Raw genomic sequence first — 23,624 nt, 5'->3', positions numbered from 1 at the left:
GTGTTATATCTTTTTTTATTTGTAATTATTATAAATTGTTGGGGTTGAGTAAATGGTCATGAATGCTATTTCGGCGATGAAAAAAACAAAACAGCAGCTACATGAAGCGGGGTTTAAGCTGACACCGCAAAGAGAAGCTACTCTGCTTGTGCTTTTGGAAAATGAGAAAGAGCATTTATCTGCAGAAGAAATCTTCTTTTTAGTGAAAAAAAAGAGTCCGGAAATTGGACTTGCTACTGTTTATCGAACCCTTGAAATCTTGACAGAATTGAAAATTGTCGATAAAGTAAGTTTTAATGATGGATTAGCCCGTTATGATTTGAGAAAAGAAGGCGCCAAACATTTCCATCATCATTTACTATGCTTGAACTGCGGCACGATCGAGGAAGTAGAAGAGGATCTTTTACTTGAAGTGGAGCAAGTAGTAGAAGAACGTTATCATTTTTTAGTAAAAGATCATCGGCTAACGTTCCATGGAATCTGTCAGGAATGCTATGAAAAAGAAAAAAGAAACCAGTCCGTCTGAGTGTCTAGACGGCTTTTTCTTTGCTCAGATTATGGAAAAAGACTATCAGAATGAAGCGGTATCTGATATGATAGAGAGGCATGAGGGGGATTATTATGAAAGAGCAAATCAACGATTATCTCCACTACTTGAATATTGAACGGGGATTGTCCGCCAATACACGACAAAGCTATGAACGTGATTTGGAACAGTACTTGCATTTTCTACAGGAGCAGAAAATTGCTTCATGGCAGGATGTCGATCGCTTTTTAGTCATCCGTTTTCTGGAGAAGTTGCATGAAGAAAAAAAAGCGACAGCAACTGTTACTCGGATGATCTCAAGTCTCAGAAGATTCCATCAGTTTTTACGGCAAGAGCGTATCACTGATCATGATCCGATGCAACATATCGATACGCCGAAGAAAGCACAGAAATTACCAAGTACATTGACTCTGACAGAAGTAGAAAAGCTGATTGAAGCACCTGATACGACAAAAACGTTAGGGATAAGAGATCGTGCAATCTTGGAAGTCATGTATGCTACTGGGATGCGCGTCAGTGAATTGATTGGATTGAAATTGGGAGATCTTCATCTTTCTCTTGGACTGGTACAGACAGTTGGAAAAGGAGATAAAGAGCGGATCATTCCTTTAGGTGATTATGCGATCCAATGGCTGGAACGCTACTTAGACGAAGCACGTCCATTACTTGTAAAGGACGCATCTGAAATGCATGTATTTGTCAATAATCATGGGAAAGGTCTTTCTCGGCAAGGAATCTGGAAAAATCTGAAGCAGTTAGTACGAGAGGCTGGGATTTACAAAGAAGTAACACCACATACGCTGCGGCATAGCTTTGCCACACATCTGCTAGAAAATGGAGCTGATTTGCGGACAGTACAGGAATTGTTAGGTCACGCGGATATCTCTACGACTCAGATTTATACACATATCACGAAGAAAAGAATGACGGATGTTTATAAGCAGCATTTTCCAAGGGCTTAGTCATAGGAAGGTGAGAAGATGTTAACACATTACCGGAAAGAAAACCGTAAAATTGCTATGGGACTATTGAGTTTCCATAAGAAACTGACAGGTAAAACTTCTTTGTTGAAGGAGATTGATACGTACGAATCTGAAGACGATTATGAACTTTTTTTCTTTACGCCAGAAGGTTCAACCAACATTCAAGGGATTATTGGTATTTACTGGGCAACGAACGATCAGCTGATCATCCATGACATTTCTTTGAATCCGTCTTATCGCGGTGAGAATATGGGCTTTCAAATGTTAGATGAATTACAGGAAAAGTACCCGGATGTCTCCATCCGTGCAACTGAAATCACAGAGCCTTACATTGGAAAATGGCTAGCAAAGAAAAAGAAGAAAGAGTGAATGAGTTGACGGAGATCAATATTAAATTAGATGTATTCGAGGGTCCTCTCGATCTGCTGCTTCATCTGATTCAGCAAATGGAAATCGATATATATGATATACCGATCGCTACGATCACGGAGCAATATATGAATTATATCCATACAATGAAAACACTAGAGCTAGCTGTTGCAGGAGAATACTTAGTGATGGCTGCTACATTGATGGCAATCAAAAGCAAGACATTGCTTCCTGTCCAAGAATTCGTCACAGACGATGAAGAATTATGGGAAGAAGATCCTCGAGAAGAATTGGTCACTCAGCTTTTAGAATACCGTAAATATAAATATGCAGCTGAAAGACTGACAGAAAAAGCAGAGGAACGAAGTCTTTATTACACAAAAGAACCTATGAACATCGATGGGTTAGCGGATGCTGAAAAGCCGTTGAAGCGAGGACAAGTCAAAAAAATCGATTTGATCCGTGCCATGCAGAAAATCTTAGAACGTAAGAAATTTTCTCAAAAAGTGGAAAAAACGATCACGCCCGATGACACAACGATCGAAGAACGAATGGTATTTATCGAAGAGCGTATAAAAAGAAATGCGCATGGCTGTACTTTCGATTCTTTTTTTGAGTCACCTTCTAAAAGTGAAGTTGTCACTACTTTTATGGCTTTGCTAGAATTGATGAAAAAAGGGCAGATCATTGCGCAACAAAAAGAAAACTATGAATCAATTATGCTTTATCCAGCAGTAGGAGATACCGAACATGACGAAATTAAGTGAACTTGAAGCCCTTCTTTTTATTGTTGGCGAGGAAGGGATCAGTAATGAAGAATTAAGCGGACTGTTAAATCTCAGCGAAGCAGAAGTCACAAGTTTAGTGAAAGAATTAAAAGAATCTTACACTCAAAACTCGCACTCAGCTTTGCATATTTTTGAAACGGAAAGCCATTATGTATTAACGACTAAAAAAGAGCTGGCTCCCTTACTTAAGCGATATGCGCAAGGGACATCAAACACATTATCTCAAGCCGCCGTCGAAACCTTAGCAATCATCGCTTATAAACAGCCAATCACAAGAGCTGAAATCGAGCAGATTCGAGGAGTTCAGGTTTCAGGAGCGGTACAGCGTCTAGCTGCCCATAAACTGATTGAAGAAAAAGGTAGAGTAGAAGGACCAGGTCGGCCGATATTATATGGAACAACTGGCTACTTCTTAGATTATTTTGGTTTGAAATCATTAGAAGAACTGCCTGATACACAAGAAATGGAAATTTCACTTGAAGAAGACGTGTCACCAGATCTATTCTTTGATGGAATGAATAAAGGAGAATAATTGTAATGGAGAGATTGCAGAAAGTAATTGCCCACGCTGGCATCACTTCTCGTCGAAAAGCAGAAGAATTCATCCTTGCAGGACGTGTAAAAGTAAACGGACAAGTTGTAAGGGAATTAGGGATAAAAGTTGGGAAACATGACACTGTGGAAGTGGATGAAGTCCCAATTTATCAAGAAGAATACGGTTACTATTTATTGTACAAACCTAAAGGAGTTATTTCTGCTGTTGCAGATGACAAAGGAAGAAAAGTTGTTACGGATCTTTTGCCGATGGTAAAAGAACGTATCTATCCTGTAGGTCGACTGGATTACGATACTTCGGGGATCTTGCTACTGACAAATGATGGAGATTTTGCTCAGCGCCTGACACATCCAAAACATGAAGTGGATAAAGTTTACGTTGCAAAGGTAAAAGGGATCGCTACAAAATCGATGCTTGCACCTTTGACAAAAGGAATAAAGATCGAAGGACGAAAAACATCTCCAGCTAAATTCCAAATTTTATCAGTGGATCCTAAGACAAACCACAGTATCGTGGAATTGACGATCCACGAAGGACGTAATCATCAAGTGAAAAATATGCTTCAAGCAGTTGGTCTTCCTGTGCAAAAACTAAAACGTGAAAAATACGGAGATCTGACTTTACAAGGCCTACGTCCTGGGGATTACCGTGAACTGAACAAAAAAGAAGTCAGCAGTTTGCTGAACCACTCAAAATGAACACTTACTTTTTATAAGTGTTAGATGTTGCGTTTTTTGAATAGATATGTATAATGAATATGTAAACAAAAATTATATAAGGTTCGTCTTCAGGGGCAGGGTGAAATTCCCGACCGGTGGTTATAGTCCACGACCTATTTTGCAAAAAAATAGCTGAATCGGTGAAATTCCGATACCGACAGTATAGTCTGGATAAAGAAGATAGAGCTTATTTGACGACGCTTGATCAAATAACTCTAACTCTATTTTCCCTGGAAAATAGAGTTTTTTCATTTGGAGAGAAACGTCAAAAAGTTCGCTGAAGAGGAGTCCTAACAGGAGGATTTCAAATGAAGAACACCCGTGTACAGAAAATGGTTGCAGTAGCGATGTTTGCTGCGATCGCATTAGTTTTACAGTATTTTGCTTTTCCGATCATGCCGGCTTTTAGTTTTTTGAAGATCGATTTTAGTGATATCCCGGTATTGATCAGCATGTTCTTATTCGGTCCAGCGGCCGGAGTTGCAACAGCGTTCTTGCGTTCAGTATTACATCTGCTGACTACAGGTTTTTCTCCGGATAATTTGGTAGGAGACACTGCTAGTTTCTTATCAACAACGATCTTTACATTCCCGATTTATTATTTCTTTAGTGTAAAGAAACAGCATAAAGGAAGAAACAAATTTTTAGGTGTCATTACAGGAACCATCGCTCTAACTATTTTTATGAGTATCGCAAATTATTTCGTTATTACGCCTCTTTACTTAATGTTTTTAGGGCTGAACGCAACACAGATGCTGGGCATGTCTTTAGCAAACTATGTACTGATTGGGATCGTTCCTTTCAACTTGATCAAAGGATTCATCGTGAGTGCTGTCTTTTTAGTGCTGCATGCGCAACTTCTTCCATGGTTAAGTCGAAAACAACATCAGTTCGAACAACGTCATACAGCAGTCAAATAAATATCAAAAAGATCAAGAAATTTCTTGGTCTTTTTTTTTGGAAAAAAATACAAGACATGCAATAATGTAAACGTTTTATTTGTTTGTTTTGAGTATTTTTTTGATTTATGCATAAAAATCAATCAATTCTTTGCAAATGTGAAATTCTTCTCCTTTTAAAAGACGAAAATGTTTGTTTATAAAAAAAAGGAAACGCTACAATGAAAAAGAAGAAAGCTTTAAAAACCTGAAAAAAGAGGAGGGAATAGGGAAAAACGAACTTTTTGAACAAAAGTTTTACAAAATGCGTGTTATTATTTTTGTTCTGATACTCTTTTTGATAAAATAACATTAGAGCCAAAATTGTTGTCTCTAACGGAAAAGAAAGGAAGAAGAAGATGGAACAAACAAAAAAGAAAAAATTTCAAATGCCTTCAGCGTATACGGTCTTATTTATTATTATTGCAGTAATCGCTGTACTTACTTGGTTTATACCAGCTGGGCACTATAGTGTAGACGATGCAGGCAACATCGTCGCTGGATCATATGAACGAGTACAACAAAATCCTCAAGGGCTGTGGGATATTTTCATGGCGCCAATCAATGGGATGCTAGGTGTACCAGCGGGGGAGCTAACTAAAGAAACACCTGCTGCAATCCCAATCTCTTTCTTCATTTTGGTTGTTGGTGGATTTTTAGGTATTATCAACAAAACAGGGGCACTAGATGCCGGGATTGCTTCAGTTGTGAAGAAATTCAAAGGAAAAGAAAAAATGCTTATTCCAGTATTGATGCTGTTATTTGCATTAGGCGGCTCTACTTACGGAATGGCAGAAGAAACGATTCCATTCTATGCTTTACTGATCCCAGTCATGATGGCTGTAGGCTTTGATACAGTAGTAGCTGTAGCAATCGTATTAGTAGGGTCTCAAGTAGGCTGTCTAGCTTCAACGGTAAATCCTTTTGCAACAGGCGTAGCTTCACAAGCTGTTGGGATTTCGATGGGTGAAGGTATTGGTCTTCGATTCTTGATGTTCGTTATTTTGTTAGCTATTTCTATTGTATATGTGTATCGTTATGCATCAAAGATCGAAAAAGATCCAACAAAATCATTAGTATACAACCAACGTAAAGAAGATATGAAGCATTTCGATATTGAAGCAATCGGTCGTCAAGAAGTAATCACGAAAAAACAAAAACATGTTAATGTATTGTTCTTTATTACTTTTGGTATCATGATCATCAGTTTGATTCCTTGGACAACCTTGAATGCGAATTTCACGATTTTTGAATCATTGACAAACTGGTTAACAAACCTTCCGGTACTAGGTACGGTTCTAGGTAAAAGCATGCTTCCATTAGGTGACTGGTACTTCCCAGAAATTACTATGTTATTCTTAGTAATGTCCATCGTAGTAGCAATCACTTATGGCATGAAAGAGTCTGAATTTGTCTCTGAATTTTTAGCTGGTGCTTCTGATTTGATCGGTGTAGCAATCGTAGTAGCTGTTGCTCGTGGTATCCAAGTGGTTATGAACAATGGATTAATCACAGACACCATCTTACATTGGGGCGAACAAGGATTAAGTTCATTATCTTCAAGTGTATTCATCATTATTACATTTATTTTCTATATCCCTATGTCATTCTTGATTCCTTCAACTTCCGGCTTAGCTGCTGCAACAATGGGAATCATGGGACCTATGGGTGAATTTGCCGGCGTCGGTAAGGATTTAGTAATCACTGCTTATCAATCTGCATCTGGTTTAGTAAACTTAATTACACCAACATCTGCTATCGTAATGGGTGCTGTAGCAATTGCTCGTTTCGATGTTTCAGTGTGGTGGAAATTTACCGGTAAATTAATTGCGATATTATTTGTAGCCATCTGTGTGATCCTAGGTGTAGCAGCAATGTTCTAAACCTAGACAAATACAGGTACAAGGTCTATCATAAGAATGAAGAAACCGATAAACGGCTATCGATAAGCACGTGGACAAGTCAATAGCTCCATTCAGTGAGTGTTTTTTCTTTCATCATTTGTTAAGAACATTCTGCTTGCTGATGGAGCAGGCTTAAAACGTCATTATTTGAGAAGAAGAGGTTGTGTCGGAGGAATTTGACATGACCCTTTTTAACATATTAGGAGGATAATATCATGAAAAAATTTGTGACAGAACAACATCATGAACAAGCATTAGAATCATTGAGCGAATTGATCCGAATTCCTTCCGTACTAGATGAAGCAGATTCAGGACAAGGACATCCCTTCGGTAAAAAAGTGATTGAAGCTTTGGATAAAGTATTGGAAATCAGTGAAAAGCTAGGATTTAGAACATTTAAAGATCCAGAAGGCTATTACGGTTATTCAGAGATTGGCTCTGGAGATGAATTATTCGGTATCTTGTGTCATATGGACGTTGTTCCAGCAGGGGACGAAAATAATTGGGAAACAAAACCATTCGATCCAACTATAAAAGACGGCTGGTTAGTTGGTCGCGGATCCCAAGATGACAAAGGTCCTTCTATTGCGGCAATGTATGCCGTCAAAGCTTTGATTGATGCTGGCGTGGAATTCAAGACACGTATTCGTTTTATCTTTGGTACAGATGAAGAAAATTTATGGCGTTGTTTAGAAAAATATAACGAAAAAGAAGAAGGAATTACGCAAGGATTTGCGCCAGATGCTGAATTTCCTTTAATTTATGCAGAAAAAGGCTTATTGCAAGCTTACTTGACAGGACCAGGAACGAACGAGTTTTCTGTAAAAGCTGGAGGAGCGTTGAATGTTGTTCCTGATGCAGCTCCTTACTCTGGAGAAAAGCTTTCTGAAGTAAAAGAAGCATTGAAAAAACACGAATTCGATTTCGAAGAACAAGGTGAAGGCATCGTCGTTCTTGGTAAAAGTATCCACGCGAAAGATGCAGCACAAGGAGTGAATGCTATTTCTCGTCTGGCAATTGCTCTTTCAGAAGTATTTGATTTTGGCCCAATCAATTTCTTAGGAAAATTAGTTCAAGAAAATGCAACTGGTGAAGCTGTCGTGGGCAAAACAGAAGATGAACAATCCGGCGAGCTAACGATGAACTTTGCAAGTTTGGAAATCACACCAGAACAAACAAAAATCGGTGTAGATATGAGAATCCCTGTTACATTCAAGAAAGATGATTTAGTAGCTAAATTAACTAAAACAGCAGAAAAATATGGGTTGACTTATGAAGAATTTGACTTCCTTGATTCATTATACGTGCCACTAGACAGTGAGTTAGTGAAAAATCTATTGGGGACATATCGCGATATTACTGGAGACATGACTGAACCGTTTGTATCAGGCGGCGCTACTTTTGCTCGTACGATGAACCAGTGTGTGGCATTCGGTGCGATGTTCCCTGATACTCCTGACTTTATGCACCAGGCGAATGAACGATGGGAATTAAGTAGTATGTATAAAGCAATGGAAATTTATGCAGAAGCTGTGTATCGTTTATGTGCTAAATAAAAATAAACATACAAAAAGGGCGGATATTCAAATGGATATTCCGTCTTTTTTTATTTGATGCTGGAAAGTTTGCATTTCTCTCTTATTTTTTTTAAGGTATAATCATACTTGATTAAGAAAAAGGGGTCACTCAGATAGAAAAGGTGGGAGAAAGTGAAAATATTTAGACGAATACTAATTGGCTTAGTCATCATTTTAGGATTACTCGGTGGAGCCGGTTATTACTATATACAGCAAAATACGTACGAACCATCGTCAGAAGTGCAAGTGTTGGTAAAAGAAGGAAAAAACAAAGAAGATTACTTATTTTTTGAAGGAGAGAAAAAGAATCATGGAAAGTCTCCATTACTTATTTTTTATCCTGGTGCTCTCGTAGAGCCAGAAAGTTATAGTATTTGGGCGCAAGATTTAGCAAAAAACGGCTTTTCAGTCGCTATTGTCAAAATGCCACTTGATCTAGCAGTGATGGGCGGAAACAAAGCGGATAAGGTCAAAGAAGATTTTCCAAATTCCGATTATGTGATCGGTGGCCATTCATTAGGTGGCGTAATGGCAAGTCGTTATGTCAATAAGAATCATTCAGACAAACATTTAAAAGGGGTATTCTTCATGGCAAGTTATCCCGACAAAAAAGGAACATTGACAGAATCAGCTGTTCCTGTTTTATCGATCACGGCGACAAAAGATAAAGTATTGAATCAGGAAGCTTATCAAGAAGCTAAGCAGTATTTACCGGAAAGAACAGAGTATGTATCAATCAATGGCGGAAATCATGGAGGTTTTGGCAGCTATGGTGAGCAAAAAGGAGATGGAGAGGCAGAAATTTCTAACGCAGACCAGCAAACTGTGATCGTCAATACATTGGAAAACTGGCTGAAAAAGTTGAAATAATATAAATGGGTCCTATAGGGTCCGTGAAAAAACTAGTCAATTAACTATAGATAGCAAATGAATCTTTCAAAATAAGTCGGGATTTCACGGAACAAGAGAAACAGATCCCGGCTTATTTTCAAGTTTAGAGAACTTAGTGTACGTTTTTAAAGTTTCGTTTATATTTATATTTTATTTTCTAATAAAATCGCTCGAACTGGACATTTTTGATACGCTTTTTTTACATATGTTTCTTCTTCCGGCATCACGAACTGTTGATGAGCCTCTGGTTCTTGGGCAAATAAAACGATTCCTTCTTCATCATAATCGAAAATATCTGGCGCTTCGATTTGACAAAGACCGCATGCAATACAGCGTTCAGGTACAAGTTTACATAGTAGTGACATTTCTAACCATCCTAACTTAAGGAGAATAATATGATTGTTTTTATTTTATCGCTATTTTCATCAGGACACAAGCTGCGGATTAGTTCTCTTTACCAACTCCTTGTGGGAAAACGAACGACTTCAGTACTTATTTATGGATTTACCCACGAACTTTTGTTTATCCATAACAGTTTTCCAGAATTGAAGCAGGATAAGTTTTATCAAATTTTGCAAAAAATTGCGCAGCAAGGTTGGATCGAAATAAATGAAAATGAAGCAAAGCTAACGCCTGCAGGGGCTGATATGTTGTCCGAACATCAAATAGAACATACTGGTTTGCGTTTTGACCGCTATGGCAGAACAGGGGAAACTAGTTGGCGGCTCATTAAATTTGCTGTTCAAGTAATTTCTAATCTGGCAACGGGTATTCAAGACTATCTTCCAGCAGAGACAAGTCCTTTTTATACTTTCCAACTAAAAAAATGGCTTAGTGAAAGCCAATTGCCACGTGAAATTTTGATTGATACTGCGTATGAGAGTTTGGTGCAGCTGTTTTCGGAGATACCAGAAGAAGCAGCAGATTTTTTAGCTAACCAATTATCTGGAAATGAGCGAACAGGGCTGCTTCCTTATCAGCTGGCAAAAAACAATGATGAGTCAACGGTTTATCTGCAACAAAGCAGATGTATCCACCTTTTGTTAGCACAAATCGAAAAACGGCCAGATTCGCTTTGGCACGCTTTGATCGATTCATTATTACAGCAAAATTTCAATCAAAGCATGATGATCACCAAGCAGATGTTTATGAATGGTCAGACAATTGACCAGATCATGGCAATCCGTCATTTAAAAAGAGGAACAGTAACAGATCATCTTATTGAGTGGGCCTTGTTTTTTGATGATTTTCCATACGAGTGGATTCTCTCTGCAGAAACAATCGAACGTTTGGAACCAAATAAGGATTCCGTGCGAGAGTGGCGCTTTAGCGAATGGAATGTAGATGGACAATTAGATTATGGAGAATTTCGTTTGTATCAAATCTATCTATTGAGAAAGGAAGCGATACAGAATGTTAATAAATGAATTAAAAAAATATTTTGGATTTGATTCATTTCGTCCCGGCCAAGAAGAAATTATTCAGGCGTTGCTTGATGGAGAAGATACTCTCGCTATTTTGCCTACAGGAACGGGAAAAAGCCTTTGCTATCAATTGACGGGGTATTTAATGGAAGGTCTGGTCATCATCGTGTCACCGCTGCTTTCTCTAATGGAAGATCAAGTGACGCAATTACAAAAACGAGGGGAGAAACGAGTAGCTGCTTTCAATAGTTTACTTTCGCAATCTGAAAGAAGATACGTCCTCTGTCATCTATCGCAATATAAATTTTTGTTTTTGAGTCCCGAAATGTTGACTAATCCTTCTCTTTTAGAGCATCTGAAAAAACAAAATATTGCGTTATATGTAGTAGATGAGGCTCATTGCGTGTCTCAATGGGGAGTTGATTTCCGTCCAGAATATCAACAGTTAGGAAAAATCCGAAAGCTTTTAGGAAACCCGGTCACACTGGCACTAACGGCGACAGCAACAGATTTAGTAGCAAGAGATATACGTCATGTACTATTTGATCGACCACCAAAAGAGATCAGACAATCAGTCAATCGGCAAAATATCTCGCTTTTTGTTCGGAAAACGCAGCAAAAAGAACAAGAACTTGAACACTTCATGGAAAGAGCACAAGGAGCGGCAATCATTTATTGTGCAACAAAAAAAGAAGTCGAACGATTGTATCATTTATTCAGGGAACGTTTTACAGTTGGATACTATCACGGTGGTCTTGATGCAGCTCAAAGAAGACAACTTCAACAGCAGTTTGTAAAAAATCAGCTGCAGTTTCTCATTGCTACGAATGCATTTGGTATGGGGATCGATAAATCTGATATCCGTTATGTGGTCCATTATGATTTGCCAGACAGTCTAGAAAACTATGTACAAGAAATCGGTCGAGCAGGCAGAGATCAGGAAGAAAGTGCAGCAATTCTTTTTTATCAAAGTGGGGATGAACGTATCCATTATTTCTTTAATCAACTTTCTAGAGAACAGCGACAAAGTTTTGAGCTTTATTTGGAATATGCCACAGAGCAAGCTCCCTTTGATGAGCTGCAAAAAAAATGGATGGAGCTGATCCAGCAGTCTGAAAAACCAGAAAATTGGGTGGAACGGCTCAAACGTCAGGAAAAAGAAAAAGAATTCCGCCTGCAGCAGATGCTTCGCTATATTAATGAAGAAAACTGCCGCAGAAAATTCATCTTAGCTTATTTTGGCGAAAAACTCTCCGAAAAGCCGCAGAATTGTTGTGATATTGATGGAGCAAAAGCAGAACTTCTGCCAAAGAGGAAGCTTTTTTCTAAGACTGAACAACTTCATTGGGAAACGATTTTACTAAATTTATTTAAAAAAAACATGGAACATTGATTTTTTAGGACAAGACACTTTTTCCTATGGTATAATACACACGATAGAGTTTAGGAGGTAAAACAGTGAGCAGAAAAGATAGACATCAATCTACAGAAAATAACGAAACACAAGAACCATGGGAACAACCAATCTACGATACAGATGATGAAGTTTCATCAAGAAGTTCTCAGAGACAACAAAAGAAAGGAAATACATTATTTCTTTCGCTATTTTTGATTTTACTGGTCTTATGTATCGCTATTCCAGCAGGTGCTTATTTCTGGATCAGAAATGGATCAAGCAACAATGCAACAGCAGCAACTTCTTCTGAAACTTCGACATCAGTAGTAGAAAGTTCTACAAGTACAACAAAAGAGGAGTCAACTGAGACTTCAACAGTAGAATCTAGTACAATCGCGGAAGAATCTACTGTGTCTCAAGATACAGGTGTAACGTCAGAAAGCAGTATTGCAGCAGAGACAACACCGACTTCCTCAAGTGAGGCAACTTATCAAGCAGGGGATTCAAGCAGCAATGCAGCAGAAACAACACCTTCTTCATCAGCTGCAGCCGGTTCAACAACGACTGTTCAAGCAGGCGAAGGTCCAAAACAAGTGGCTGAGCGTGCAGGGATCACCACTGATCAATTGTTTGAATTGAATGGCTTAGATCCAAACAACTTTATGCTTTACCCTGGTCAAGAATTAAGAATTAAATAATAATAGCCGCGCTTTGCGGCTTTTTTTCTGAGAAAAAGGAGTTATATCATGACACAAATCAGTATTGCAATCGACGGGCCTGCTTCATCTGGGAAAAGTACCGTTGCCAAGATATTAGCAAAAGAATTGAATTATATTTATACAGATACCGGTGCCATGTATCGCGCAGTAACTTATTTAGCTATTACGAACAATGTATCTTTTTCAGATGAAGAAGGGCTAGTTTCGCTGATCAAAAAGTATCCTATCTCTTTTTCGCAACAAGAAGATGGACAGCATGTATTCATAGCATCAAAAGATGTGACTTTAGAAATCCGTCAACCAGATGTCACAAAAGCTGTTTCTGAAGTCTCTGCACATGGAAAAGTCAGAGAAGAATTAGTTGCTATCCAACGAAAAATAGGGGAACGCGGTGGCGTTGTCATGGACGGAAGAGACATCGGGACAGCTGTATTACCGAATGCAGAAGTGAAAATCTTTTTAGTAGCAAGCGTAAGTGAGCGTGCAGAAAGACGTTTCAAAGAGAACCAAGAAAAAGGAATTCCGACTGATCTTGAAACACTGACGAAAGAGATACAGGAAAGAGACCATTATGATTCAACAAGGGACGTCTCTCCGCTGAAGCAAGCAGAGGATGCTGTTCGTATCGATACGACTGGCAAATCGATTCCAGAAGTCGTTGCAGCAATAAAAGCTGTTGTTTTGAAAAAAGGTTATCTTCTTTTTTAAATTAAGAAAAAAAATGAAAAACAATTGTTTTTTCAAGGAAAACGAACGAAATCGCTTTATTTTTTTTGAATAATCAATTAAACTAAAAACAGTACCGTACTTACGGCAGAATGTTGGTTAGGAGGACAAGTGTTATGACAGAATTTGATCAAAATCAAGAGAACAACCAGTCAATGGAAGACGCAATGAAAAGCGTACAAGAAGTAAAAGTTGGCGATGTTGTTAAGGGCGAAGTTTTAGTCATTGAAGACAAACAAGTGATTGTCGGAATCGAAGGGGCTGGAGTTGAAGGAGTCGTTCCGGCAAAAGAATTATCAACTTTGCCGGTAGAAGATATCAGCGAAGTAGTAAAAGTCGGTGATGTATTAGATTTAGTCGTTATCAGTACGATCGGCAAAGATAAAGAAAACGGCAGCTACCTACTTTCAAAACGCCGTTTAGATGCTAAAAAAGTTTGGGAAGATATCGAAAGAGATTTCCAAGAGGGCAAGGTCATCGAAGCACCTGTTACAAATGTTGTCAAAGGCGGTTTAGTCGTTGACGTCGGTGTACGTGGTTTTGTCCCTGCATCAATGGTGGAAGATCATTTTGTTGCAGACTTTTCAGACTATAAAGGCAAAACATTGAGCTTTAAAATCATCGAAATCGAACCATCAGAAAATCGTTTGATCTTATCGCATAAAGCGGTAGTGGAAAACGAAAGAGAAGAAAAGAAAAAAGAAATTCTTTCAACTATCCATGAGGGAGATGTTCTCAGTGGACGTGTTGCACGTCTTACTGATTTTGGCGCATTTGACGGTCTAGTCCATGTCTCAGAGATTTCACATAGTCATGTAGCAAAACCAAGTGATGTATTGGCTGTCAATGATGATGTAAATGTCAAAGTGTTGTCTATCAATCCTGAACAAGAACGTGTTTCCTTGTCAATCAAAGACACACAGCCTGGACCTTGGTCAGAAATCGATACAAAAGCTCCAGTTGGCACAGTATTAGACGGAACAGTTAAACGTTTGACAAGCTTCGGTGCCTTTGTTGAAGTGTTCCCTGGAGTAGAAGGGCTAGTCCATATCTCTCAAATTTCACATAAACATATTGCGACACCACATGAAGTGCTTCATGAAGGTGACGAAGTGAAAGTGAAAGTATTAGAGATCCATCCAGAAGAACATCGTATTGCATTGAGTATCAAAGCTTTAGAAGAAAAACCAGCTTCAGAAGAAGAACCAAAAAATGTTGAGTCTTATGAATTACCAGAAGAAAATACTGGATTTACTATGGGAGACATTTTAGGTGATGCGTTGAAAGAAGAAGTAGAAGAAAAAGCAACCGATGATTCTGAAAAATAATTGATTTTGTATCTGTGACTGAGATGAAAGCAGCTGCTTTTGTCTCAGTTTTTCTTTTGAAAAGCGATTAGTATTTCAATAAGGAATAAAAATACTTCGTTTAATTGACAATCTATGCTTGAAAGTTGGCAATGCATTCGTTAAACTAAGTGAGATTGGAAACTTGTGAGGAGGAAATAATATGGCAAATCCAACAATTGCAATCGTTGGCCGCCCGAACGTCGGTAAGTCTACGATTTTTAACCGCATCGCTGGTGAGCGTATCTCGATTGTCGAAGATACTCCTGGAGTAACTCGTGATCGTATTTATGCAAAAGGTGAATGGTTAGGTCGAGAATTCAGCGTGATCGACACAGGCGGAATTGATCTTGGCGATGAACCTTTTATGGATCAGATCAAGCATCAAGCAGAAATCGCGATTGAAGAAGCAGATGTAATCATTTGTGTAGTCAGCGGACGCGAAGGCGTGACAGACGCAGATGAGATGGTTGCGAAAATTTTATACAGAAGTAATAAACCAGTGATTTTAGCAGTCAATAAAGTAGATAATCCAGAAATGAGAAACGATATCTATGAATTTTATTCCTTAGGGCTAGGCGATCCTTATCCTATTTCAGGAAGCCATGGACTAGGGATTGGTGATATTTTAGATGAAGCAGTGAAGTATTTCTCTGAAGAGACTGAAGAAGAGGACGACGACACGATTAAGTTTAGTTTGATTGGTCGCCCAAATGTTGGTAAATCCTCTTTGATCAATGCGATTTTAGGAGAAGAACGTGTAATTGTTTCGGATATTGAAGGAACGACCCGAGACGCAATCGACACCCACTTCGTTTCTGAAAGTGGTCAGAAATTCTTAATGATAGATACAGCTGGTATGCGTAAACGCGGAAAAGTATACGAAAATACTGAAAAATACAGCGTGATGCGTGCAATGCGTGCCATTGACCGTTCTGATATCGTTTTGATGGTACTGAATGCTGAAGAAGGGATTCGGGAACAAGACAAGCGAGTAGCGGGTTACGCCCATGAAGCTGGTCGTGGAATTATTATCGTCGTGAATAAATGGGATCTTGTAAAGAAAGAAACCAATACAATGCGTGATTTCGAACAAGAGATTCGTGATGAATTCCGGTATCTTGATTACGCTCCAATCGTTTTTGTTTCTGCAGTGACTAAACAACGGTTGGAACGTCTGCCTGAAATGATCGAACAAGTAAGTATGAACCAGAATCTTCGTATCTCTTCGGCTGTGTTGAATGATATCATTATGGATGCTGTAGCAATCAATCCAACACCAACAGATAAAGGAAAACGCCTGAAGATTTTTTATGCTACACAAGTCGCTGTCAAACCACCTACATTTGTCGTTTTTGTCAATGAAGAGGAATTGATGCATTTTTCTTATGAACGTTTCTTAGAAAATCAAATCAGAAAAGCATTTACTTTTGAAGGGACGTCCATCCGAATTATCCCTCGTAGGAGAAAATAGGCATTTTACCATATCGACGTTTTTTTTTCAAAAGAAAAAGACAGTTTCGTTTGTTACGTTTCTATGACTAAAAAAAGCATGTGAAAATTGGTAAAAACCTTGCTATTAAGCGGTTCATATGATATCGTGATAACAGAATATTGAAGTTAATCAATATTTCTTTTTAAACTTCTGGACCACTCAGAAAGTTTTAACTAAATGATATTTCTATCATATCTCTTGTGGAGGAGGTGAATCTATCCATGGCAAACAAAGCAGAATTAATCGAAAAAGTTGCTTCAGCTACTGATTTAACTAAAAAAGATGCAACTGCAGCAGTAGATGCTGTATTTTCAACTATTCAAGATGCTTTAGCTAACGGCGAAAAAGTTCAATTAATCGGTTTTGGTAACTTTGAAGTTCGCGAACGCGCAGCTCGCAAAGGTCGTAACCCACAAACTGGTGAAGAAATCGAAATTCCAGCTAGCAAAGTACCTGCATTCAAACCAGGTAAAGCATTAAAAGACGCTGTTAAATAAGACAGTTGAAAAAGCGCTTGTGGCTCTAGGGCTACAAGTGCTTTTCTTTTTATTTCCTAGCAGAAAAGGAATAAATAAGAGACAGAGATTCCGAATCCGTATGTCATACATAGAAAACACATGTATTTTATTTAATTTTTATTTATTTCCAAGTTATGAGGTGAGCTTTGCTCTTATCTTTTCTAGAATTTGCTTACTAATGGTAAAATAAAAATAAGAAGAGGAGGGATGCGTATGGAACTTGATTATCAAGTAGAAGATGCGTTGACGAAAGTGTTTTACGGAGAAACGCTAGTCAGTCAGCTAAGAGAACTTTCCATTGATCAGCCAATCTTATTTTTAACGAATCAGCGCTATTATGATTTGTTTGCAGATAAGATCAACCCGTTATTTGCAAATCAAGCAAACAATGACTGGTATATTTGTGCCAACACTCAATGCAATCATTTAACAGAATTAAAGAACCTGCTTGATTTCGTCAAACGCTATCCCGAAAATCAATCCATGTTTATCATCGGATTTGGAAATGAAGGGATCATGGATCTGGCAGGTTTTTTTCAAAAACATACAACCCTTGATTCATCACTATGGATGATCCCTGTATCGATCCGTTCTCTAAGCCGAGCATTAACACCGCAGCGGACGATTTTGCAGCTACCAAATCGTGTAGTGCTGCAAACCATCAATCTGCCAGAACGCATCGTTTATGATCAAACAATCAGCGAGCGGCAGGTGGACGGAAAGCAGATTGACTTTTTGACTTTTATCTGTTGCGGAATGATTTGTGATCATCGTTTTTTGCAAAATCTGTATAAAAACTATCCAAATAAAAAGCAATTAACGACTCGGCCGTTTGCCGGGATGATCGAAGAAATGATCTATTTTTATCAATTAGAGGCAGAAAACCTGTCAAATTATGGTAAACTGTTTGAACAAGCTTTTTATCTGACCGAAAATGGCCATCTACTTTCTGCTAGTATGAAAAAATTTTTAGGAATGATGTTTCATTTCGTGTGGAATCTCCAAGCATATCCTTTTGATTTCCAACTAAAAAACTTTTTTGTGTGGCTGGACTTGCTTGGCTATCCAATCCACTGGCTGGAACAGATTTCAAAGATGGAGTATTTGGAAAAAGTTCTTTTTTTGGCAGAAAAAAGCAAAAAAATACTTGTTTTAGAAAAAATAGGTATAATAGACGGATACCAACATCCAAACGAAAAAGAATTATTGAGAACAATGACGGTATTTCAACAAATCGTCAGTGAGATAAGAGGGAATTGAAATGAATACAAATAGCGAAAAAATGTTGCAAGCTTTATCAGATGAAGACTTGTCACAAGCACAAATCTTTTTAGAAAAAGCATTAAAAGAAGACCCAGCAGATATATTAGCTGAACTAGGCGAAGAATTGCTGGCTATTGGCTTTTTGATCGAAGCAAAACAGATTTTTGAACAACTGATCAACCAATACCCAGAAAATGACGGACTGAACATCCCGTTAGCAGAAATTGCAATCGAAGATAATGAGATCGACTTAGCTTTTGAATACCTGGAAAAAGTGGATAAGCAAAGTGATTACTATCCGCAAAGCTTATTGGCGATAGCTGATTTGTACCAAGTTATCGGAATCCCTGAAGTGAGTGAAGCAAAATTGAAAGAAGCAGCTGGGTTGCTTCCTGATGAACCATTGATCCAGTTTGCGCTAGCTGAATTGTATTTTTCAGTTGATCGTTTCAAAGAGGCAGCAGTGGTTTATGAAACATTGTTGGCAAGCGGGATAAATGAAATTTCAGGAATCTCGATGCAGGAACGTTTAGGACAATCCTTAAGTATGCAAGGAGAATTCGAAGCAGCTATCGTACCTTTAGAAGAAGCACTGAAAGAAGAAAGGACAGATGATCGACTGTTCCAGCTAGCTTTTACGAATCTTCAATTGAAAGAAAATCAGCAGGCAATCAACTATCTGGAAGAACTTCGAGAAGTTAATCCGCATTATCAATCGTTATATCTATATCTAGGACAAGCTCTTCAAGAAGAAGAAATGATTGAAGAAGCACAAACAGTGTTAGAAGAAGGAATCAAAGAAAATCCTTACCAAGTCGAACTTTATCACCTGGCCTCGGAAAATGCTTTCCGTCTGCATGATAGACAGCGAGCAGAAGAACTTTTACTGAAAGCTTTAGAAGTAGGAGACAAACAAGATGAAACATTACTTACTTTAAGCAATCTTTACTTGGATGATGAAAGATATGAAGATGTGATACAAGTGATCAATCAGATGGAAGAAACTGCTAATCCTTATGCAGAATGGAACCTAGCCCATGCTTATAATGAATTAGAAGACTTTACCGTTGCAGCTGTACACTATGAACAGGCTTATCATGAACTATCACATGAACCAGATTTCTTGAAAGAGTATGCCTTTTTCTTAAGAGAAGAAGGGCAGCTGAAAAGAGCGCAAGAATTATTGACTTATTATTTAACACTTGAACCAGGAGATATGGAGGCACTGTCATTATTAGATGACCTAACAGAGAGGTGAGAAAAATGCTAATTGATGTACGGGAAAAGAAGAATTTTTTAACGTGGATGGTCAATCATGTATCTTTTAGCCGAAGAGAAGTTTTTTGGATCTTGAATTATCTTGCCAATCATGAAGCGATTTTAAGCAATGTCCACTTTGTTGAAGGGGCGAATTTTGCGGATCGAGGACTGCAGATCAGTGATCTATCTGTTGAAGGGGAACCCATGAAATTGTTTTTGCAGGGAAAAGAATTTACGGACACAGACCAGATTTTTCATGAAATCCGTTTGAATTGGAAAAAGCCTTTATATGTGGAATGTATATTCGAAAATGCTTGGCAGACAAGAGAATATCTATCTATCTTAGAAGACAATCCATTTTCTTCTTGGGATTCTTCAGTCAGTGAAGAAGATACTGAATTAATTGAACGATATTTTCAAGAAAAAGAAGAAGAGGCAAAACTAAAAATGCTTTATGCTCAAATCGATCAAGCACTAGAAGATGGAGATAGGGATGCTTTTTTGAAATTATCTGATGAAGTTAACCGAAAGATCCTTTTGCAGACACAAAAGAAAAGTAACCGGGTAAGTGAACATAACAATTAGTTAAAAATAGTATAGTACTAAAAAAGACAAAGGTCAGCTGGATGTGGAATCTTTCCTCATAGCCTATCTTTGTCTTTTTTCTTATAGTTTTTTCAGTAATCTTGTCTGTGGCTTCAAATAAGTAAAGCCTTGCCCTTCCACTTCATGCACATTGATGATTGAAAGGAAAGCTTTTTCGTCAATCTCGTGGACGATCCTCTTAGCTTCAGTTAATTCACTAGAGCTAACGACCATATAGATGATTTTTTTTGAATTACCAGAGAATGCGCCTTCTCCAGAAAGGAAAGTCACACCTCTTTGCAGACCGGTCATCAGTAGTGGTGCAATCTCTTCGCTTTTGTTGGAGACGACAAGTAGACCTTTTGCAGAATATCCGCCATCTAAGATCGAATCAATCACACGACTGAAAACATACGAAACAATCAACGTATACATCATACGTTTCAAGTCGATATAGGTTAATGAAGCAAGTAAGACGATGATATCAAATGCCAATAGGGAACGCCCCATAGTGATGCCGTAATTTTGTTCTAAAATCCGAGCGATAATATCACTGCCGCCTGTTGTTCCACCCATGCGGTAGACGATCCCGCTTCCTACACCTGCAACTAAACCCGCAAGTAGAGAAACGATCAGTAGATCATGCTGTAAATTGATTTCTAGTGGAACCCTTTGCCAGATCCATAAAAAGAATGACAAAGAAAGTGTACCTAGAACAGTATAGGCCAAGGAACGTTTACCGAGGATCTTTCCTCCTAGTAAAATCAATGGGATGTTGATTAATAAAGTCGTATAAGCTGGATCAATACCAAATAAAGCTCTTAAGATCAAGGTGATCCCTGAGACTCCCCCTTCTGCTAAATGATTAGCGATGTTCAAGTAAACAAGACCAAATGCATAAATACTTGTTCCTATAATGATAAAAAGAACTTCTTTTACTGTTTTTCGTTTGACCATATGAATTCCAGCTTTCAATTATGTATTTTCACAGAATTTCCATTTAGAAATTCCTTCCTAAATGTAGCATGGAAATTCGATTTTCTCAATTGCTCTTATCTAGGATTTGCGTTAAAGTTTTGGTAAGATAGTTTTGGAGGGAAAAAGATGGATAAAAAGCGTTCTTTATACAGTATGCAGCAGGAAGTGGATGAATATATCCAGCAATTCAAGGTGGGGTATTTCTCTCCATTAGCTCAGATGGCTCGATTAACTGAAGAAGTAGGTGAATTGGCAAGAGAAGTCAACCACACTTATGGAGAAAAAAGCAAAAAGGCTTCTGAACCAGTTAACTCGGTAGCAGAAGAACTTGGTGATGTTTTATTCGTTACGATGATCATGGCTAATTCATTGAATATCGACTTAACTGAAGTTTTTGAAAAAAACATGGAAAAATTCAATCAAAGAGACCATAATCGCTTTGAGCGTAAGGACGAGTAAACAAGATGAAGTGGTCCTGGCCTTGAAGACTCTGAAACGGACTTGTCAAACAGTCACCATGCAACTGAGTCTTTATCTCAGGACAAGAAACACGCAGGAAAGGTTGGAAAAATGAAATTAAAACAATTACCTCTGGAATACCAAAAGGCAATTCCAGTTCTGAAAAAATTAGAGAATGCAGGATATGAAGCTTATTTTGTAGGTGGAAGTGTTCGTGATATCTTGCTGAACCAGCCAATCCATGATGTGGATATCGCAACAAGCGCATTTCCAGAAGAAATCAAACAGCTTTTTCCAAAAACGATAGATATTGGGATCGAACATGGAACTGTGTTGGTATTAGAAAATGATGAACAATATGAGATCACCACATTTCGGACGGAATCAACTTATCAGGACTACCGTAGACCAGATCATGTCGAATTCGTTCGTTCGTTGGCAGAAGATTTGAAAAGAAGAGATTTTACGATCAATGCGTTTGCTTTGAAAGAAGATGGAGAAATCATCGATTTGTTCGATGGTCTGCAAGATCTAGAAGAACAGATCTTGCGAGCTGTAGGCAATCCTCATGAGCGGTTCCATGAAGATGCCTTACGAATGATGCGCGGGTTGCGTTTTGTCAGTCAACTAGGGTTCAAATTAGAGGAAGAAACCTTCTACGCCATCAAAGAAAACCACGAGCTATTAGGTAAAATATCTGTAGAACGTATAAATGTGGAATTCATCAAGATGCTCTTGGGAAATGAACGGGCCGCGGGAATCCATGCATTTATTGAAACAGAGTGCTACATTTGCTGTCCCGGTTTGAAAGAAGAAGGCGAAGCACTTTTACGTTTTGCTGAATTACCATCCGTCCCATTGAAAGAAGAGAGCCAAGCATGGGCATTATTGATCAGCCAACTGGATCTAAAAGAAAATGAGATTCGTTCCTTTTTGAAATCGTGGAAGTGTTCTAACCAAATGATTAAAGACGTTCAAGCACTTGTCCAAGGACTACGACAACGAGAAACTGGAGCTTTGGAACCATTCGAATTGTACTTCTTAGGCAAAAAACATGCACTGCAAGTAGAAGAATTGATGATCTATTTTGACGAAACACCTCAGATGGATGCCGTAGGAGAATCCTATGATCGTTTACCTATCAAGTCATTAAGCGAATTAGCAGTAGATGGTAAAATCTTGCTAGAAGAAACTGGAAAAAAAACTGGTAAGTGGGTTAGTGAAGCTTTGCAATTAGCTGAAAAAGCCGTCGTAGAACAAAGAATAAAAAATGATAAAAAACAGGTTTTGGATTTTTTATCGAAAGAAAAATTGATTTAAAAAACACTAGACTGTATCTGCTCAGCTTTGTTGGCTACTTAAAGTGGGCAGATACGTCATTAGAAGAAAAAACATAAGATGTGACCACTTACATAAATTTGTGCTAAACTGAGGTAGTACAAGAATAAATTACATCATAAAGGAGTCTTTTTAATGAGTAAAGAAATGACAGCGCTAAAATTTTATTTTAGAAATGGAGAAACCTGGACGATCAACCGCCGTCATATCGGCGATCTTTGGATCAAACAAATCACAACAAGTTTTGGACGAATCAATGGCAGTGAATTTGTTGAAATCCATCCGTGTGCTGGATTTAAAATCGAAATCTTCCATGAAGGAGACGCAGTTGCGACACATGATATCAACCTAGGCGGACTGGAAATGGGCATGTTTAATCGCGCATTGAAATACGAAGATATCGAGCGAATGGAAATCCTTTACCGAAATGGCACACCTGATCTTGTGTACTTCCCATATCTAGATAAAGGAACAGAAGGATTAGACAATCAATATCAATCAACAAAAATCAGCGAAAAAACAGGTAACTTGTATATCGTGATCAATCCAGATCAACGTGTAGAAGATGTATACGGGGAATTTTTCGAATAAATCGATTTTTACGCAAAAATGAGGCTGTGAAAGAGATGTGTCTTATTACTACTGATAGGCTGTCTCTTCCACACCGTTTATTCAGAATAAGGGACTGTGACAAGATTTTTGTCGCAGCCCCATTTTTTTGTTGTGATAAAAGAACAAGAAAGGCAGGAATGGGAAAGTAAACATCCTTTTGTCAGAAACTTTTATCTTTCTTAAGTTTTACTTGATATCTGATACTATTTGGAATAAAATGAGGCGTTGAAAAA

Annotated in this window: 25 protein-coding genes and 1 riboswitch; of the genes, 23 read left to right on the top strand and 2 right to left on the bottom strand. The window is 38.2% G+C overall.

Annotated elements, in window-relative coordinates:
• Positions 1–52 precede the first annotated feature (52 nt).
• From PYW34_RS07840 to PYW34_RS07795, 10 genes are all read left to right on the top strand, one after another.
• Positions 53–526, top strand: a complete 474-nt coding sequence (locus PYW34_RS07840) for a Fur family transcriptional regulator (RefSeq protein WP_002294385.1) — start codon at positions 53–55, stop codon at positions 524–526.
• Positions 527–621: 95 nt separating this feature from the next.
• A complete protein-coding gene (gene xerD, locus PYW34_RS07835) occupies positions 622–1,509 on the top strand; it encodes a site-specific tyrosine recombinase XerD (RefSeq protein ID WP_002294386.1) in 888 nt (295 codons plus the stop codon).
• 18 nt (positions 1,510–1,527) lie between these two features.
• On the top strand, positions 1,528–1,899 hold the full coding sequence (locus PYW34_RS07830; RefSeq protein ID WP_002294387.1) for a GNAT family N-acetyltransferase: 372 nt from the start codon (positions 1,528–1,530) through the stop codon (positions 1,897–1,899).
• Positions 1,896–2,666, top strand: a complete 771-nt coding sequence (locus PYW34_RS07825; RefSeq protein ID WP_002298145.1) for a segregation/condensation protein A — start codon at positions 1,896–1,898, stop codon at positions 2,664–2,666. Before PYW34_RS07830 ends, PYW34_RS07825 begins: the two co-directional genes overlap by 4 nt.
• Positions 2,650–3,219, top strand: a complete 570-nt coding sequence (gene scpB, locus PYW34_RS07820; protein WP_002296975.1) for an SMC-Scp complex subunit ScpB — start codon at positions 2,650–2,652, stop codon at positions 3,217–3,219. The genes PYW34_RS07825 and scpB overlap by 17 nt, the downstream gene beginning before the upstream one ends.
• 5 nt (positions 3,220–3,224) lie before the next feature.
• Positions 3,225–3,941 carry a pseudouridine synthase gene (locus tag PYW34_RS07815; RefSeq protein WP_002294391.1) on the top strand — a complete coding sequence of 239 codons (717 nt, stop codon included), beginning with the start codon at positions 3,225–3,227 and terminating at the stop codon, positions 3,939–3,941.
• An 81-nt stretch (positions 3,942–4,022) separates the two neighbouring features.
• Positions 4,023–4,148: riboswitch (FMN riboswitch) on the top strand.
• A gap of 122 nt (positions 4,149–4,270) precedes the next feature.
• Entirely contained in the window at positions 4,271–4,882 is a 612-nt protein-coding gene (locus tag PYW34_RS07810) for an ECF transporter S component (protein WP_002294393.1), read from the top strand.
• A gap of 377 nt (positions 4,883–5,259) precedes the next feature.
• On the top strand, positions 5,260–6,783 hold the full coding sequence (locus PYW34_RS07805) for a YfcC family protein (RefSeq protein WP_002290168.1): 1,524 nt from the start codon (positions 5,260–5,262) through the stop codon (positions 6,781–6,783).
• A 236-nt stretch (positions 6,784–7,019) separates the two neighbouring features.
• Entirely contained in the window at positions 7,020–8,360 is a 1,341-nt protein-coding gene (locus PYW34_RS07800; protein ID WP_002294399.1) for a M20 family metallopeptidase, read from the top strand.
• 153 nt (positions 8,361–8,513) lie between these two features.
• The gene (locus PYW34_RS07795) at positions 8,514–9,251 is read left to right on the top strand and encodes an alpha/beta hydrolase (protein ID WP_002334545.1); all 738 of its coding nucleotides are present in this window, start codon (positions 8,514–8,516) and stop codon (positions 9,249–9,251) included.
• 164 nt (positions 9,252–9,415) lie between these two features.
• On the opposite strand, the gene PYW34_RS07790 is transcribed toward PYW34_RS07795, so the two are convergent.
• Positions 9,416–9,637 carry a ferredoxin gene (locus tag PYW34_RS07790; RefSeq protein ID WP_002294401.1) on the bottom strand — a complete coding sequence of 74 codons (222 nt, stop codon included), beginning with the start codon at positions 9,635–9,637 and terminating at the stop codon, positions 9,416–9,418.
• Between the two features lie 30 nt (positions 9,638–9,667).
• Between PYW34_RS07790 and PYW34_RS07785 the strand changes: the two genes are divergently transcribed.
• From PYW34_RS07785 to PYW34_RS07740, 10 genes are all read left to right on the top strand, one after another.
• The gene (locus PYW34_RS07785; RefSeq protein WP_002334544.1) at positions 9,668–10,699 is read left to right on the top strand and encodes a helix-turn-helix domain-containing protein; all 1,032 of its coding nucleotides are present in this window, start codon (positions 9,668–9,670) and stop codon (positions 10,697–10,699) included.
• Positions 10,686–12,089: a RecQ family ATP-dependent DNA helicase gene (locus PYW34_RS07780; RefSeq protein WP_002333250.1), complete on the top strand. Its 1,404-nt coding sequence runs from the start codon at positions 10,686–10,688 to the stop codon at positions 12,087–12,089. Before PYW34_RS07785 ends, PYW34_RS07780 begins: the two co-directional genes overlap by 14 nt.
• A gap of 65 nt (positions 12,090–12,154) precedes the next feature.
• The gene (locus PYW34_RS07775) at positions 12,155–12,790 is read left to right on the top strand and encodes an SAG1386/EF1546 family surface-associated protein (RefSeq protein ID WP_002294404.1); all 636 of its coding nucleotides are present in this window, start codon (positions 12,155–12,157) and stop codon (positions 12,788–12,790) included.
• Between the two features lie 48 nt (positions 12,791–12,838).
• Positions 12,839–13,519 carry a (d)CMP kinase gene (gene cmk / locus PYW34_RS07770; RefSeq protein WP_002294405.1) on the top strand — a complete coding sequence of 227 codons (681 nt, stop codon included), beginning with the start codon at positions 12,839–12,841 and terminating at the stop codon, positions 13,517–13,519.
• Positions 13,520–13,653: 134 nt separating this feature from the next.
• Positions 13,654–14,865, top strand: coding sequence for a 30S ribosomal protein S1 (gene rpsA / locus PYW34_RS07765; protein ID WP_002334543.1), 1,212 nt, complete (start codon positions 13,654–13,656; stop codon positions 14,863–14,865).
• A gap of 181 nt (positions 14,866–15,046) precedes the next feature.
• Positions 15,047–16,357 carry a ribosome biogenesis GTPase Der gene (gene der, locus PYW34_RS07760; RefSeq protein ID WP_002294408.1) on the top strand — a complete coding sequence of 437 codons (1,311 nt, stop codon included), beginning with the start codon at positions 15,047–15,049 and terminating at the stop codon, positions 16,355–16,357.
• Positions 16,358–16,599: 242 nt separating this feature from the next.
• The gene (locus PYW34_RS07755; protein ID WP_002290178.1) at positions 16,600–16,875 is read left to right on the top strand and encodes an HU family DNA-binding protein; all 276 of its coding nucleotides are present in this window, start codon (positions 16,600–16,602) and stop codon (positions 16,873–16,875) included.
• A gap of 234 nt (positions 16,876–17,109) precedes the next feature.
• Positions 17,110–18,156, top strand: coding sequence for a hypothetical protein (locus PYW34_RS07750; RefSeq protein WP_002294410.1), 1,047 nt, complete (start codon positions 17,110–17,112; stop codon positions 18,154–18,156).
• 1 nt (position 18,157) lies between these two features.
• Positions 18,158–19,417: a tetratricopeptide repeat protein gene (locus PYW34_RS07745; protein ID WP_002289879.1), complete on the top strand. Its 1,260-nt coding sequence runs from the start codon at positions 18,158–18,160 to the stop codon at positions 19,415–19,417.
• Positions 19,418–19,422: 5 nt separating this feature from the next.
• Positions 19,423–20,004 (top strand): ReoY family proteolytic degradation factor, encoded by a 582-nt coding sequence (locus tag PYW34_RS07740; RefSeq protein WP_002289878.1) that lies wholly within the window; start codon positions 19,423–19,425, stop codon positions 20,002–20,004.
• Between the two features lie 81 nt (positions 20,005–20,085).
• Here PYW34_RS07740 and PYW34_RS07735 read toward each other — a convergent pair whose 3' ends face one another.
• Positions 20,086–20,961 (bottom strand): YitT family protein, encoded by an 876-nt coding sequence (locus PYW34_RS07735; RefSeq protein WP_002294412.1) that lies wholly within the window; start codon positions 20,959–20,961, stop codon positions 20,086–20,088.
• Positions 20,962–21,108: 147 nt separating this feature from the next.
• Here PYW34_RS07735 and PYW34_RS07730 point away from each other — a divergent pair, with 147 nt between their 5' ends.
• The 3 genes from PYW34_RS07730 to PYW34_RS07720 all read left to right on the top strand — a co-directional run bounded on the left by PYW34_RS07730 (position 21,109) and on the right by PYW34_RS07720 (position 23,370).
• The gene (locus tag PYW34_RS07730; RefSeq protein ID WP_002290045.1) at positions 21,109–21,441 is read left to right on the top strand and encodes a nucleotide pyrophosphohydrolase; all 333 of its coding nucleotides are present in this window, start codon (positions 21,109–21,111) and stop codon (positions 21,439–21,441) included.
• Positions 21,442–21,552: 111 nt separating this feature from the next.
• Entirely contained in the window at positions 21,553–22,761 is a 1,209-nt protein-coding gene (locus PYW34_RS07725) for a CCA tRNA nucleotidyltransferase (protein ID WP_002334542.1), read from the top strand.
• 153 nt (positions 22,762–22,914) lie between these two features.
• On the top strand, positions 22,915–23,370 hold the full coding sequence (locus PYW34_RS07720; RefSeq protein ID WP_002290187.1) for a hypothetical protein: 456 nt from the start codon (positions 22,915–22,917) through the stop codon (positions 23,368–23,370).
• Positions 23,371–23,624: the final 254 nt, after the last annotated feature.

It is taken from the genome of Enterococcus faecium, assembly GCF_029023785.1.
GTDB classification, from domain to species: Bacteria; Bacillota; Bacilli; order Lactobacillales; family Enterococcaceae; genus Enterococcus_B; species Enterococcus_B faecium.
This window is presented reverse-complemented; position numbering and strand designations above follow the sequence as displayed.

Excerpts from the sequence above, each read along its gene's own strand:
- PYW34_RS07840 (WP_002294385.1), top strand. The coding sequence starts at position 53 with ATGGTCATGAATGCTATTTCGGCGATGAAAAAAACAAAACAGCAGCTA.
- xerD (WP_002294386.1), top strand. The coding sequence starts at position 622 with ATGAAAGAGCAAATCAACGATTATCTCCACTACTTGAATATTGAACGG.
- PYW34_RS07830 (WP_002294387.1), top strand. The coding sequence starts at position 1,528 with ATGTTAACACATTACCGGAAAGAAAACCGTAAAATTGCTATGGGACTA.
- scpB (WP_002296975.1), top strand. The coding sequence starts at position 2,650 with ATGACGAAATTAAGTGAACTTGAAGCCCTTCTTTTTATTGTTGGCGAG.
- PYW34_RS07815 (WP_002294391.1), top strand. The coding sequence starts at position 3,225 with ATGGAGAGATTGCAGAAAGTAATTGCCCACGCTGGCATCACTTCTCGT.
- PYW34_RS07810 (WP_002294393.1), top strand. The coding sequence starts at position 4,271 with ATGAAGAACACCCGTGTACAGAAAATGGTTGCAGTAGCGATGTTTGCT.
- PYW34_RS07805 (WP_002290168.1), top strand. The coding sequence starts at position 5,260 with ATGGAACAAACAAAAAAGAAAAAATTTCAAATGCCTTCAGCGTATACG.
- PYW34_RS07800 (WP_002294399.1), top strand. The coding sequence starts at position 7,020 with ATGAAAAAATTTGTGACAGAACAACATCATGAACAAGCATTAGAATCA.
- PYW34_RS07790 (WP_002294401.1), bottom strand. The coding sequence starts at position 9,637 with ATGTCACTACTATGTAAACTTGTACCTGAACGCTGTATTGCATGCGGT.
- PYW34_RS07785 (WP_002334544.1), top strand. The coding sequence starts at position 9,668 with ATGATTGTTTTTATTTTATCGCTATTTTCATCAGGACACAAGCTGCGG.
- PYW34_RS07780 (WP_002333250.1), top strand. The coding sequence starts at position 10,686 with ATGTTAATAAATGAATTAAAAAAATATTTTGGATTTGATTCATTTCGT.
- cmk (WP_002294405.1), top strand. The coding sequence starts at position 12,839 with ATGACACAAATCAGTATTGCAATCGACGGGCCTGCTTCATCTGGGAAA.
- rpsA (WP_002334543.1), top strand. The coding sequence starts at position 13,654 with ATGACAGAATTTGATCAAAATCAAGAGAACAACCAGTCAATGGAAGAC.
- der (WP_002294408.1), top strand. The coding sequence starts at position 15,047 with ATGGCAAATCCAACAATTGCAATCGTTGGCCGCCCGAACGTCGGTAAG.
- PYW34_RS07755 (WP_002290178.1), top strand. The coding sequence starts at position 16,600 with ATGGCAAACAAAGCAGAATTAATCGAAAAAGTTGCTTCAGCTACTGAT.
- PYW34_RS07750 (WP_002294410.1), top strand. The coding sequence starts at position 17,110 with ATGGAACTTGATTATCAAGTAGAAGATGCGTTGACGAAAGTGTTTTAC.
- PYW34_RS07745 (WP_002289879.1), top strand. The coding sequence starts at position 18,158 with ATGAATACAAATAGCGAAAAAATGTTGCAAGCTTTATCAGATGAAGAC.
- PYW34_RS07740 (WP_002289878.1), top strand. The coding sequence starts at position 19,423 with ATGCTAATTGATGTACGGGAAAAGAAGAATTTTTTAACGTGGATGGTC.
- PYW34_RS07735 (WP_002294412.1), bottom strand. The coding sequence starts at position 20,961 with ATGGTCAAACGAAAAACAGTAAAAGAAGTTCTTTTTATCATTATAGGA.
- PYW34_RS07730 (WP_002290045.1), top strand. The coding sequence starts at position 21,109 with ATGGATAAAAAGCGTTCTTTATACAGTATGCAGCAGGAAGTGGATGAA.
- PYW34_RS07725 (WP_002334542.1), top strand. The coding sequence starts at position 21,553 with ATGAAATTAAAACAATTACCTCTGGAATACCAAAAGGCAATTCCAGTT.
- PYW34_RS07720 (WP_002290187.1), top strand. The coding sequence starts at position 22,915 with ATGAGTAAAGAAATGACAGCGCTAAAATTTTATTTTAGAAATGGAGAA.